This is a genomic window from Microbispora catharanthi, assembly GCF_006334915.2.
Taxonomy (GTDB): domain Bacteria; phylum Actinomycetota; class Actinomycetes; order Streptosporangiales; family Streptosporangiaceae; genus Microbispora; species Microbispora catharanthi.
Genome location: NZ_VDMA02000015.1, coordinates 13,927 through 25,782, shown reverse-complemented (window position 1 = coordinate 25,782; position 11,856 = coordinate 13,927). Strand labels below are relative to the sequence as shown.

Genomic DNA, 11,856 nt, shown 5'->3' with positions numbered 1-11,856 from the left:
TAAAGGTCCTGTAGAGCAGTTTGGAGTGCTCGCCACCCTGTCAAGGTGGAGGTCGCGGGTTCAAGTCCCGTCAGGACCGCGTACGGCGGCAGCCGCCGAGGTCAGGTAGCTCAGTTGGTACGAGCGTCCGCCTGAAAAGCGGAAGGTCGGCAGTTCGACCCTGCCCCTGACCACCCTCTCTGAACAGCCCAAACGCCCCGAGCCGATCACGGCCGGGGCGTTCTTGTTTGGCTTTGACGACAACCCTGACGACAACGGTCCTAGTTCTGACCGTTGCGACTGCTCATGGGGTTGACCCACTTCATGTCGGAGTAGAGTCGGCGGGCTCTGGCCGTGTGGAAGGCAGCGAGGTTGTGCGTGCCGAGGTAGTTGACGTAGCCCTGCACGATCTGGTCTTGCCGGCCGTTCCCTGTGCCAACGCCGTAGCGGAAGCGATCAGCGATGTCTTCCGCTGCTGCCAACAACATCCCGGCGAGTAGCGGCTCGGGACTGCCGAGCGCTAAGTGATTTTCCTCGTGAATCGCTCCCAGAGCTAACAGCGCCGCCCGGAGAGCATCCTTGTCTGGCCGGCCCTCACTGTTCTTAAGCATGAGGCACTCCTTTTGCATAAAAGCGATTAGTCCCAACAATCATCGGATGATCCGATGAAAACTGATGGTACGAGTGATCTAGATCACGTGCAACTGGTATCTCGGACGAGGCGTCCCAGATACACGAACGCCCCGGGGACAACCCCGGGGCGTGTAGGCGGCAGCAGCTAGGCAAGGGCAGCGCTCAACCTGCTGAGGGCCTTGCGCTTCTCGTCGAGAGAGGCGTGAGCGTAGATGGTCATGGTGACCTCGATGTCGGAGTGTCCGACGATCTCCCGGACGATGTGAGGCGGTACGCCGAGGTCGAGCAGAAGACTCACACAGGTGTGGCGGAGGTCATGAAGCCGCACCGCCCCGAGGCCGGCGCTCTTGCGGATCTCGCCCCAGCTACGGCGAAGGTTGTCAGGCTCCATCGGTGTTCCCCGCCGGGAGGGAAGATCAGCCCGTAATCCTCCCAGTCCGGCCACCGGTCGGAGCGCTCGGCAAACTGCCGCTTGCGGTGCTCCCTGAGCGCCTCGATGCAGATGGGTGGAAGAGGGACTGTACGCTCCGAGTCCTCCGTCTTGGGCTTGACGAACTGGAGTCGGCCGCCGACTCGCTGGAGGGTCTGGACGACCTCGAGCGTGCCCGCCTCCAGGTCGACGTCTTTCCAGCGAAGCCCGAGGAGTTCGCCGGGCCGCAACCCGAGGCAGACCGCCAGGATGTAGAGCGCGCCGAGACGGTGACCCTGGGCAGCCTTTAGCAGTGCCCTCGCCTGCGGAACGGTAAGGCCGCGGTTCACCTTGTACTTGGGCGGTGACACCTTCACGAGCTTCGCCACGTTGCGCGAGATGATCTCTTCTCGGACCGCGTTCTCTAGGGCGTTGCGCAGGACCGCGTGGATGAATTGGACCATGCGAGTTTCGATCTTGTATTCGCAGCACTTGCCGCCCTTCTTGGCGCAGCACTCCGGCGGCTTCCGAAGCTTGTCCCAACCGCGCTGGCAGCACTGGCAGCCGGTACGGAGCGACGTGATGAACTGACGGACTTCGGCCGCGTTGAGCTTGTCGAGCCGCTTCCGGCCGAGGCTCGGCACGAGATACCGCCGGATCACCCCTTCGTACCCCTGGACGGTCTTGGGGCGGCGCTCGGCCTTGACTACGTGTTCCAGCCAGTAGGCGAGATAGTCGCCGACGCTCCAGCTCTCGGCGGCAACGGGGACGCCCTGGTCAGCCTGTGACTTGAGGGCAACGAACTTGGCGTGGCACTCCTCGCGAGTCTTGCCGTACACGCTGACGCGTTTGATCGTGCCCGCTGTGGTCGGCACGAAGACCTTGGCCTCGTATCGCCCGTCCTTACGCTGGACGATGGTTCCCTCGCCGTTGGAGCGCTTTCGCGTCTTGCGCGGCTTACGGCTCTTCGGCTCCTCGTGGGCGGCGCCGAGCTTGGTCTTGGTCATCACGCCACCGCCTTCAGATAATCGACGCATTCGGCCAGCGAGTCGACGGGGACGAGGCGACGGCGGCCGATCTTGATGGTCTTGAGCTGGTTGGAGCGGATCAGGGTGTAGAGGGTCCACCGGCTGACGCGGAGCCGCTCCGCGGCCTCGTCAACGGTGAGCACGAGGTCATCCATCTGAGTTCTCCGTACGAGGGGCGACGGGAGGCAGGGGCGTGCCGGTGATGGCGGCGGCGAGGATGGCGTCTCCGGCGGAGAGGCCATGTCCGGCGTACTGCCAGTGCGCGATGACGAGGACGGTGTCCTCGTCGAATAGTGGGAGTCGTCCGGTACTGATCTGCTCGTATCGCCTGTGCTCGGCTCGCGCGGCGCGCAGCGCGCCGAGGGTGGTGGAGTAGCGGCGGGACTTGGTGGAGAAGTGGCCGCGGAATCCGAGCATGTGCGCCCAGTGAGTCAGCCGGAGGTCGGCCAGTTCGCCGAAGGCGCCCAGGCGGAGGCATTCGGCGATGAGCCGCCGGGCGTGCTCGCGGATCGGTAGGGCGGCGAGGTTTTCCAGGGGTTGGATACGCCGGTCCAGGGTGCCGACGCATTCGGCCGCCTTGGTGGCGTACTTGGCGATGTAGCCGGCAACCGCCTGTTCGGTCAGCTCACCATCCATGGTGATCGGCCGAGTGTCGAGCTGATCCCCCCACCGGAGGACTCGCGAGGGGTGACCGTCGTACGCGGGGACCGTGGCCGTGACCACGGTGGCGGCGCGCTGGGCGGCATCGGTGAGCATGTCGACCGTCGCCCATGCCGGGGGCGGGGAGGTGGGGCCGTCCGGGCCGTCGAGCCGGATGACGGCGTGCAGGTGGACGACGCCGCGTCGCTGGTATTCGGCGACCTTGGCGAAGGAGACGATGAGCTGGGCGGCGAGGTCCTTTTGTGTGAGTCCGGCGAGCTTGGCCAGGTGCCGGCGAAGGGCCAGGGTGAAGCGGCGCCACAGTTCCGGGGCGGTGGCGTTGAACAGCACGGAGCCCGTGTAGTCGTAGCAGTCCGGGCAGAGCGGCTCACCGAGGCATGCCTCGTCGGCACCGTGCGGGGTGGTGCAGGACATGACCCGCCCGTGCGGGCAGGTCTCCGCGTCGCGGCGGGGGTGGCAGGGCATGACCGTGCCGTTCTTCTCCCGCCGAGAGTGCACCTCGCCGAAGGACGGTGCAGTGAGAGTGACGAACAGGCAAGGGTGGGAGGCCACGGCCTCAGGGACGCCCTTGCCGCCGACGAGGCCCGCGCGGACGAGGTGGTAGGTGTCGGTGCAGGAGGGGCAGCGGGAGGCGCGGCGGGTCTTGCACGGGACGCGCAGGAGGCCGTCCGGTTCGAGGTGGGTGCTGTAGCGGTGGAGGAGCTGGCCGGTGGCGCGGTCGTAGTGTTCGACCTTGCCGCGTAGGTGGATCGGCTGGCGGCAGCCGCCGGTCCGGCGGATCTGGCTCGCCCAGCGGGCGTATTGGGGGTCGTGGAGCCGGGTGAGTCGTCAAGGGCGGTTCGCCTGCGGCGACCTGCCGCGAGTCGGGGCGGTCGCTGGCCGCGCTGCGGCTCTTCGGCCGGTCGCGGCCAGCGCCGCCCACGCGCATGACCACCGCCACGAAGGACCCGAGTCGGCGAAGCTCAACGACGAATGGGACATCACCTCGGGTATCGCATTCTCAGCTCGTCCATTGCGAGGTCCCAGAAGGACCTGTAGCGCCTAGCGCCAGCCAGCCATGGCGCGAGATACCAGGCTTCCCACTCCCCTTCAGAGGTGCTGACGTGGGGATTGAGGAGAACGACTCCATCGTCCCAATACCCGGCCAGAAGGGTGTCGGCTACATATTCCCCTCTCATGTTGCCGGAGACTTGCTCGTGTCCGTAGACGAAGTAGAGCTCGTCGGGCACGCTCCATGAGTTCTCGGGCTTGGGTTCTGACCAGCTCTCGGCGATCGAGGGATCGACATCACGGAGCCAGCCGACTTCTTCGATGCGCAGCAGGCAGCAGTCATCGTCGCTGCCCCACCCGTTGGCGAACAGGAGAAACTGCCGGTAACTCGGCGGCAGCTCCACACCCAGCCCCTCTTCAAGCTTGCGGACCTCTGCTTCGGTAGCCGGAGGATACAGATCGCCCAGTGGACTGACCGCCGGGTGATCAGAACCCTCGGTCACCGGATGCCGTGCAGGGAAGCGTTCAGACCATGCGTACTGGGAGATGAGGTAGAGCTCTGTCACGCCACAGCCTGTTGTGCGCAGTCACCCTTCTCGATGGCCGAGAGATCGATCTCTCCCTCAGCCACCATCTCGCGCATGCGGGCTATGGCGGCTGCACGCCTGCGTCGGTCGACGATCTCTCGTAGAGCGGCGTTGACCGTGTCTTTCTTGGAAGAAGTGCCGAGCAGCTTCGCGGCCTCGGCCAGGGCCGCGTCATCGAGGTCGATCACGGTCTTGGTCATGGGCACCGCCTCGCTCGTATGTATGACTCCGGATCGGTATATCAGCAGGCGCCGACCGGCGAGAGTTTCCCGCGGCAGGACCTCTGCGAAGATCTCAGCCCGTCTTGGCTGTGTTGCCGGTTGCATGGGCGTACGGGCCAGCCTGATCGTCTCCGAACAGCTCATAGAGGAGCTTCGAAGATGAGCGATGACGGCAACATTGACGGCAACGTCGGCCACCACGCACACACGATGGGCACCGTCGATCATCCTCGACCCACCAGGTCTTCGATGGGCGACAGGGCGACTGCTGATGCCGTCGCCTTCCTGGTTCCCGACTCCTGGCCGAAGCTCGCCCGGTCCGCTCGTGGGGCACAACAGACATTCGGCATTGTCTTGACGGCGGTAAAAATACTGCCATAGCTTCGGGGTGTTCCGCGTTCACAGGACACCCCCCTCTCCCGGGAACGGAGCGCTTTCGTGCCTCGACGCCTCCTTCGCATTCCCACCGCCGTCGCCGGCTCTCTCGCCCTCACGGCGGCCACCCTGACCGGAACCGCCGGGGCCGCGACGGACACTCGGGCCGGCACCACCGTTGCGGCCACCAGTCCCTCACATCTGTCCGGCACCCTCGCCGACGGCGCCACCTGGATCGCCGACGTGCCCGCCGACTGGAACGGCACGCTCCTGCTGTTCAGTCACGGCTATGGTCCGGCCGTCGCGCAGGATGCACCTTCCGACGAAGCTCGTACGGCTCTTCTCTCGGAGGGTTATGCGGTCGCCGGTTCCTCGTTCGATCCGCAGGGCTCGTGGTGGGCGCTGAACAGCGCCGAACGCGACCAGTTCGCCACCCTCGACGCCTTCGGCCGTACGGTCGGCCGACCGTCCCGCACGCTGTCGGTCGGGCTGTCCATGGGCGGCCTGGTCAACGCCCAGATCGCCCGCGACGGAGCCGGCCGCGTCGACGGGGCCCTCGGGCTGTGCAGCCTCGTCGCGGGCGGCGTCGACCTGGACGACTACCAGTACGACGCCGAGTACACGATCGCCTCGTTGCTGATGCCCGGCCAGGACGTGCGGCTCACCGGGTTCGCCGACGCCGCGGACGCCGCCGCGACGGCGCAGCGGCTGACCGACGCCGTGATCGCCGCGCAGGCCACCCCGCAGGGACGGGCCAGGATCGCGCTCGCCGCCGCCTACCTCAACCAGAGCGACTGGGCGCCCGATCAGAACCCGCCGGCGCCAGGCGATCCCGAGGGGCAGGAGGCCCAGCAGTTCGCCTGGCTCTCCCAAGGGGTGCTCGGGTTCATCGAGAACGGCCGCTGGTCCATCGAGCAGTCCGCCGGGGGCAACACGTCCTGGAACGCCGGGCTCGACTACGCGGCGCTGCTGCGCGACTCCGAGCACGCCGGCCAGGTGCGGGCGCTGTATCGCAAGGCCGGCCTCGACCTGCGCGCCGACCTGGCCACCCTGACCCGCGGCGCCCACCTGCACGCCGACCCGGGGGCGCGGCGCAGGCTGGAGGCGTCCTCCACCGCCGGTCAGAGCCTCGCGGTGCCGCTGCTCAACCTGCACACCATCGCCGACCAGCTCGTCCCGGTGCAGCAGGAGGCGGCGTTCGCCGAACGGGTCCGGGCGGCCGGCGACGACCGACTGCTCCGTCAGGCGTACGTCGCGCGCCAGGGGCACTGCGCCTTCACCACCGCGGAGATCGTCGCGGGCGTGCGGGCGATCGACAGGCGGGTCACGACCGGCCGCTGGGGCGACGTCGCCGAACCCGCCGTCCTGCAGAGCTCCGCTCTGTCGCTGAACCTCGGCGGGGCCGCCTTCGTCCGCTACCGGCCCGGCCGCCTCGTCGTCGGCCGGCACTCCTCTCTAATCGGCTCGTAGACGCCGACAAGCCCGGCGGAAATCATGTGATCCCATTCCGCCCCCACCTAGGACCGCAAATCCGGCCACGACGTACGAGGTTCCCAGGTGGCGATCGGCCCCTGGCCCGGCCGGCAGCAGTAGCTCACCGGCCAGCGTGCCGGCACGTCAGCACGCTGGCACCTTCGAGTCGTGGCAACTGCGGTTGCGAATGACATCCCGCCTACCGCTCGACGCTGCGAGCGCTGGTCGTCGAACTGTCACTGCCCCCGTTTGTTCACAACCGCCGTGAGCAGAAAGGCGCCGCGCCGTCCGATCAGGACAGAGGCGAGGGCGCACACACCGGCCCCGTCGTCACGCGATGCTGAAGTAGACCTCACACATGGGGTCGCCGTCGGAATTCTTGAAACAGACCACGTGTTCGTCGTCGTGCAACCTCGTCCAGACGCCCTTTGTCTTCCATCCCACGAGCGTCCCTCTCACCTTGACCACGTAGTCGCGGTCGGCGAAAGTGACTGCGTCGACGTCGACGCTCCCACCGCCCCTGTGGTTGCCAGGAGCCAGCTCCTTCTGTTCGCACGTAGTGTGCCACGGGGAGTAGGTTGTGCCGCCGTTCCCGTTCCATACGTCGCACCAGTCAGGGCCGCCGGTGCCCAGCACCTCGGTTGTGCGGATGGTCCACGGGGAGTTGTTCTGCGCCTCGCCGCACGGCCCCCAGCTGCACCCGCCTGCCATGGCAGGCGAGGTTCGCGGCCCGGCCTGGTCGCAGCCACTCACCCAGGTAGCCGCGGGGTTCTACGGCGTCACGATCAACAGCAGCAGCGGGGCCATGCCGACCTTTCGGGTCGGCGGGATCCGGTTATGGGACAGCGGAACTCTCTGGTCCCTGCTCGAACCGGCGCGCAACAAGTTCGACTGGACCATCCTGGACCGCCTCGTCGGCTCCGCACACCGTGCGAACCTCCCCGTTCTCTACACCTTCGGTGGCACGCCCCAGTGGGCGGCGCCGAACGCGCCACTCGGCCCCTACCCCGACGGGTCACGCACGGCGCCCCCCGATGATCTGAAGGATTGGGTCCGCTTCGTCAAGGCCGTCGCGACCCGATACGCGGGCCGGATCGACGCCTACGAAATGTGGGCATTCGCGCCCTCACCGCACTTCTACACCGGCGATGCCGCGACGCTGGCCCGCATGACGCAGCAAGCCGCCGCGGTCATCCGCCGGGCCGATCCAGCCGCGACCCTCGTGTGCCCCTCGATCGGGAACCTGTGGGAGCCTGCCTCCCAGCAGTTCCTGCTCGACTTCGCCGCAGCCGGCGGGTATCAGGTGTGCGATGCCGCAGGTGTGAAACTCGCCCCGCAGCACGACGGTGACACTCCCGAAAGCCTCGTTCGTCTTGCGGCCGTCATCGATCGCACCTTCCATGAGGCAGGAGTGCATCCGCGGCTGTGGAGCACCGGGACCGTCTACCGAATCCCTCAAGATCACAAACTGGACCAGGCGCACGCCATCGCATACGCGGTGCGCTTCTATCTGATCGGGATGTACGTGCGATACGACCGCATGTACTTCTACAACTGGGGCGGCACGAAGATCCCACTCGTGCTCCAGGCTGTGGGTGGGCCGCCAACCGCCGCAGCCCACGCGGTCGACACGCTCCAGCGCTGGCTGACCGGCGCCCGCATCACCTCCTGTGGTCACAGCTCGCCCGACGGGCTACCGGCACAGGTCTGGCAATGCCAGTTCGTGCTGGACGGCGCGGCCGGCCAAGGACCTGTCCGGGCCATCGTCCGCTGGACCGAATCGGGCACCGCCTCAATGCCGGCCGATCGCGGTGCCGGCACCCTCCGATTCTTGGACGGACGCGCCATGCCCGCCCCGCAAACCCTGCAGATCACCGAACAGCCAGTACTGATCACGATGCAGCCGGGCCGCTGACACTCCCGGCGCGCACCAGTGATCATCGTTCCACAGGTGGTGGGGGTCGGGGAGGCGTGGAAGGCGAGCACCGCCGCGGCGAGCACGGACAGCGGCCGATCGCGGGGTGGACGACGTCTCGTGGCTCGCGTGGGCCGGATCCCGGGCTGGGTGAACAGAAGCCGTCCAGCGGACAGCCGACTATGTCACTTTAGGTAGTTGTTCGATAACGGAGAGTTGCATCAAGATCTGGGGGTGACACCACAACTGCCGAGGAGGCTTTCTTGACGCTGTCCAGCGTTCCCGCTCTCGCCCGCCGCCTGGCCGGCGCCACCGCCCTGGTCTTCGCAGTCGGCACCGTCGCCCTGCCCGCCACGGCGGCCACCCTGCCGGCGCAACTGCCGCCGGGCGTAGCCGCGCTCCAGGACGGCGGCGCCGCCCAGCGGCCCGCCGGAGACGATGTGTACCGCGACTGGTTCACGAGCCACTCCAGCTGTGTGGCAGCCGGCCAGGGAGGGATCGACCGAGGCCACTGGGAGCACTACACCTGCTCCGAGGGCGACTGGTTCTGGCACCTGTGGACCAACCGCTGAGCCGACGGACGACAGCACGACCTGGTGCCGCATAGCCGGTAAGGCCCCGGTTCATCGGTGTGATGTCGCCGCCCACCGGGTTGAAATCCTGGTTGTGCTCACGGCCGGCTGGTGGGGGGACCGTGAATGTTCGCCGGGTTGGCCGGGCGGTGTTGCGGCGGGTCGTCCCCAGCGGATCTCGGCCGCTGAAGATCGTGCGTCCGCATGACGAGGCCCCGGACTCCGTGAGGAGCCCGGGGCCTGATGCCGTCGGATGACGGGCCACGTCTCAGTGCGCCCGGCATCGCCGGTGAAGCGTTGCTTAGAGCGGGCGAACCTGCTCGGCCTGCGGGCCCTTGGCGCCCTGGCCCGCGGTGTACTCAACCCGCTGGTTCTCCTCCAGCGAGCGGTAGCCGCCGGCGTCGATGGCGGAGTAGTGGACGAAGACGTCCGGAGTGCCGTCGTCGGGGGCGATGAAGCCGAAGCCCTTCTCGGCGTTGAACCACTTGACGGTTCCCTGAGCCATGATGCTTTCTCCTTGATGAGACGATCTCGAGGGCCACGGATGTGATCCTCGGGCTGCTGCGACCGACCGCCTTGGGAAAGCCTCGGCTCCATACGGTAACGCCCGCTGTCATTAACTCAGCAAGCGCTTTAACGCATACTGGGACTTCGACACAACCTCTGCTCCGACACTACACGCCGCAGCCCCGTTCCCGCGCCACTCTCTTGCAAAACCCGCACGCGCCTCCCGAAGGCCCATGCCCCGTCACCGGCCCGGGGCCCGCTCCTCGCCACCGTCCGACTCCTGGCGCAGTATGGCGATGGACCTGCACCGCCATGACGGTGCAGGCCCAGAGCGGTGGTGTCACTCAGGTGACACCAGGGTCAGTTCACTCGACGACTGCGAGGGCGTCGACGACACCGGCGCCGAAGAAGCTGTTGTCGTCGTCCGTGCCGGTGCAGGCCGCGGTGTTCTGCGGGCACGGCTTGGATACGGCCCGTGCCTTGAGCTCGCTGAGCATCGTGGCCGGCGACCAGGACGGGTGCGCCGACTTCATCTGCGCCATGACGCCTGCGACGTGCGGGCTCGCCATCGATGTGCCGCTCTTGGTGCCGTAGCCGTCGACCCCCGTCCGGGTGTTCCACGTCGTCGAGTAGATCGACGATCCGGGAGCCGCGACGTCGATCTTGCCGAGGCCGTAGTTGGAGAAGGACGACCGGACGCTGTCCAGCGTGGTGCCCACGCGCTGCAGGGACGCGACCGTCACGACACCCTCGAGCTCGGCCGGGATGTCGTTGCAGCCGCTGTTGATCGTACGCACGGTCGGCTTCGGCGCGTCGTTGGGGCTGCCCGTGTCCACGGTCTTGTTGGCCATGTCGTAGTTGGAGTTGCCCGCCGCGGCGACGTTGACGACGCCCTGCGTGGTGGCCCACTCCACGGCGCGCCGGACGGCCTCCTTGCCGGCGGCCTGGTCTGGCTGGTCGTCACACCAGAACTCGAACGGGTCGACGTAGTAGGAGTTGTTCGTGACGTCCATGTGCTTCAGGCCCGCCCACATGAAGCCGCAGACGGCGTACTCGGGGTAGATGAAGCCGTCGTCGTTGACGACCTTGACGGACGCCAGGCGCACGTTCGGCGCGACGCCGACGATGCCGATGTCGTTGCGGGCGGCGGCGATGGTGCCGGCGACGTGCGTGCCGTGGTCGCTCGTCGTCGGGCGCCAAGCCAACGGCGTCTGGTCCGGACGGCCGACGTCACTGCAGTTGACCGAGTTCGCGACGTCGATGTTGGCCTTGAGGTCCGGGTGTGTCGGCGAGATGCCGCTGTCGAGCACCCCGACGAGGACGTTGCGGTTGCCGTCCGAGATCACCTGCGCCTGTGGGGCCTTGATCATTTGCATGTCCCACTGGACGCCCTCGTTGGGGTCGAGGCTCTCGCCAGGCTGGGGGTCGGACGGGATGTCGCCGTTGACCGGCTTCTTGGCACCCTTCTTGTACCCGTTGGCGCCGGGGCCCCACGGCGGGGCCAGGTCGGCCGGCGTCCCCTCGGAGACCCCGGCCGTGCGGGTGGCGCCGACGGAGGCGACCGCGTTGCCACCCTTGGCGGTGACGTTCACGCGGAAGGCCGCGCGGTCGGAGTGGGCGACGACCACGCCGATCTCGGGCCAGGACTGGACGACGACACCTCCGGCGGCCTCGACCGCGCGCTCGACGAGACGAGTTTGGCCGGGGTTGGCGATACGGGCGTTGACGACGTAGCTCATGAGCATCCCGTCGGGGATGTCCACGTTGACCGGTGTCGACGTCGGCTCGTCGGTGGTGGCCGCGCTGGCCGAGTCGGTCGCGCCTCCGAGGAAGGCGGCACCCACCATGGCGAACGCCGCGGCGGTGGCCGCGAGGCGTCGCTTGGTCAGGGCATGCTGCATGCGTTGCTCCTAGAACGGTGAGACCGCGGCACCATCGCCGCGGTCTGGCTGGCCCCGATTCCGAAAGCCCGAAATCGCCCCGAATCAAGCCTTTAGAGTTGGTTGGTGACGGTAACAGCTCGATCGTGAACTGTTCAAGAGTTCACCAACGCAACGCGGAAGGCTGTCCGGACCACCCTGCTGGCCGGGACCACTCTGCTGACCGGACCACCCTGCTGGCCGGCGATCGAACGCACAAAGCGCTTCGTGTCGAGACCGGGGATCAGCCGGTGCTCGTGCGGTTCCTGTCCACTGTCCACAGAGCTACCTGAGCGCCTCCACCGGCTCCATCCCGGCCGCCCTCAGGGCCGGATAAAGTCCGGCCAGCAGCCCCACCGCGGCCCCCGCGACCGGGGCCGCCACCGCCGGCCGCAGGTCCAGGAGGGGCGTCCACTGCTTGGCGGCCGACACCGCGACGACGGTGGCGATGCCCACGGCGGCGCCGATCACGCCGCCCGTGAGGCCGAGCGGTGAGCACGAAGTACATCGGCTCACTGACTTTCTGAGGTTCCCCTTGGCATGCGCCGACGTTATTCCGTTCAACGAAGCGTGTGTCATGTCGGGTCA

General features: G+C 67.5%; 14 protein-coding genes, 2 tRNA genes and 1 pseudogene. 6 read left to right on the top strand and 11 right to left on the bottom strand.

Annotation, left to right across the window (positions count from 1 at the left end; translation table 11 throughout):
- Nucleotides 1–4 precede the first annotated feature (4 nt).
- Nucleotides 5–79 (top strand) — tRNA-Asp (locus FH610_RS25915).
- Between the two features lie 20 nt (nucleotides 80–99).
- Nucleotides 100–173: transfer RNA gene (locus FH610_RS25910), tRNA-Phe, on the top strand.
- Between the two features lie 87 nt (nucleotides 174–260).
- On the opposite strand, the gene FH610_RS25905 is transcribed toward FH610_RS25910, so the two are convergent.
- The 7 genes and pseudogenes from FH610_RS25905 to FH610_RS25880 all read right to left on the bottom strand — a co-directional run bounded on the left by FH610_RS25905 (nucleotide 261) and on the right by FH610_RS25880 (nucleotide 4,486).
- Nucleotides 261–590 (bottom strand): hypothetical protein, encoded by a 330-nt coding sequence (locus FH610_RS25905; RefSeq protein WP_139577441.1) that lies wholly within the window; start codon nucleotides 588–590, stop codon nucleotides 261–263.
- Nucleotides 591–757: 167 nt separating this feature from the next.
- On the bottom strand, nucleotides 758–1,003 hold the full coding sequence (locus tag FH610_RS45305) for a tyrosine-type recombinase/integrase (protein WP_276607706.1): 246 nt from the start codon (nucleotides 1,001–1,003) through the stop codon (nucleotides 758–760).
- Nucleotides 907–2,028 carry a tyrosine-type recombinase/integrase gene (locus FH610_RS25900; protein ID WP_240809197.1) on the bottom strand — a complete coding sequence of 374 codons (1,122 nt, stop codon included), beginning with the start codon at nucleotides 2,026–2,028 and terminating at the stop codon, nucleotides 907–909. The genes FH610_RS45305 and FH610_RS25900 overlap by 97 nt, the downstream gene beginning before the upstream one ends.
- Entirely contained in the window at nucleotides 2,028–2,204 is a 177-nt protein-coding gene (locus FH610_RS25895; RefSeq protein ID WP_139577440.1) for a helix-turn-helix domain-containing protein, read from the bottom strand. Before FH610_RS25895 ends, FH610_RS25900 begins: the two co-directional genes overlap by 1 nt.
- Nucleotides 2,197–3,498: pseudogene (locus FH610_RS25890) on the bottom strand (replication initiator); the annotation flags it as partial. The pseudogene FH610_RS25890 and the gene FH610_RS25895, both read right to left, overlap by 8 nt.
- 191 nt (nucleotides 3,499–3,689) lie before the next feature.
- Complete coding sequence (locus FH610_RS25885; RefSeq protein ID WP_161628080.1) at nucleotides 3,690–4,265, bottom strand: SMI1/KNR4 family protein; 576 nt, start codon at nucleotides 4,263–4,265, stop codon at nucleotides 3,690–3,692.
- Complete coding sequence (locus tag FH610_RS25880; protein ID WP_139577437.1) at nucleotides 4,262–4,486, bottom strand: type II toxin-antitoxin system VapB family antitoxin; 225 nt, start codon at nucleotides 4,484–4,486, stop codon at nucleotides 4,262–4,264. Before FH610_RS25880 ends, FH610_RS25885 begins: the two co-directional genes overlap by 4 nt.
- A gap of 180 nt (nucleotides 4,487–4,666) precedes the next feature.
- Between FH610_RS25880 and FH610_RS25875 the strand changes: the two genes are divergently transcribed.
- Nucleotides 4,667–4,888 (top strand): hypothetical protein, encoded by a 222-nt coding sequence (locus FH610_RS25875; RefSeq protein WP_139577436.1) that lies wholly within the window; start codon nucleotides 4,667–4,669, stop codon nucleotides 4,886–4,888.
- A 57-nt stretch (nucleotides 4,889–4,945) separates the two neighbouring features.
- Nucleotides 4,946–6,352, top strand: coding sequence for an alpha/beta hydrolase (locus tag FH610_RS25870; protein WP_139577435.1), 1,407 nt, complete (start codon nucleotides 4,946–4,948; stop codon nucleotides 6,350–6,352).
- 333 nt (nucleotides 6,353–6,685) lie between these two features.
- On the opposite strand, the gene FH610_RS25865 is transcribed toward FH610_RS25870, so the two are convergent.
- The gene (locus FH610_RS25865; RefSeq protein ID WP_139577434.1) at nucleotides 6,686–6,991 is read right to left on the bottom strand and encodes a hypothetical protein; all 306 of its coding nucleotides are present in this window, start codon (nucleotides 6,989–6,991) and stop codon (nucleotides 6,686–6,688) included.
- A gap of 73 nt (nucleotides 6,992–7,064) precedes the next feature.
- Here FH610_RS25865 and FH610_RS25860 point away from each other — a divergent pair, with 73 nt between their 5' ends.
- Both FH610_RS25860 and FH610_RS25855 read left to right on the top strand, forming a co-directional pair.
- Nucleotides 7,065–8,270 (top strand): glycoside hydrolase family protein, encoded by a 1,206-nt coding sequence (locus FH610_RS25860; protein WP_161628079.1) that lies wholly within the window; start codon nucleotides 7,065–7,067, stop codon nucleotides 8,268–8,270.
- A gap of 263 nt (nucleotides 8,271–8,533) precedes the next feature.
- On the top strand, nucleotides 8,534–8,842 hold the full coding sequence (locus tag FH610_RS25855) for a hypothetical protein (protein ID WP_139577432.1): 309 nt from the start codon (nucleotides 8,534–8,536) through the stop codon (nucleotides 8,840–8,842).
- Nucleotides 8,843–9,143: 301 nt separating this feature from the next.
- Here the strand turns inward: FH610_RS25855 and FH610_RS25850 are convergent, their stop codons facing one another.
- The 3 genes from FH610_RS25850 to FH610_RS25840 all read right to left on the bottom strand — a co-directional run bounded on the left by FH610_RS25850 (nucleotide 9,144) and on the right by FH610_RS25840 (nucleotide 11,784).
- Entirely contained in the window at nucleotides 9,144–9,347 is a 204-nt protein-coding gene (locus tag FH610_RS25850; protein WP_139577431.1) for a cold-shock protein, read from the bottom strand.
- A gap of 367 nt (nucleotides 9,348–9,714) precedes the next feature.
- Complete coding sequence (locus FH610_RS25845; RefSeq protein ID WP_139577430.1) at nucleotides 9,715–11,250, bottom strand: S8 family peptidase; 1,536 nt, start codon at nucleotides 11,248–11,250, stop codon at nucleotides 9,715–9,717.
- A gap of 303 nt (nucleotides 11,251–11,553) precedes the next feature.
- Complete coding sequence (locus tag FH610_RS25840; RefSeq protein ID WP_240809195.1) at nucleotides 11,554–11,784, bottom strand: ABC transporter permease; 231 nt, start codon at nucleotides 11,782–11,784, stop codon at nucleotides 11,554–11,556.
- Nucleotides 11,785–11,856 lie beyond the last annotated feature (72 nt).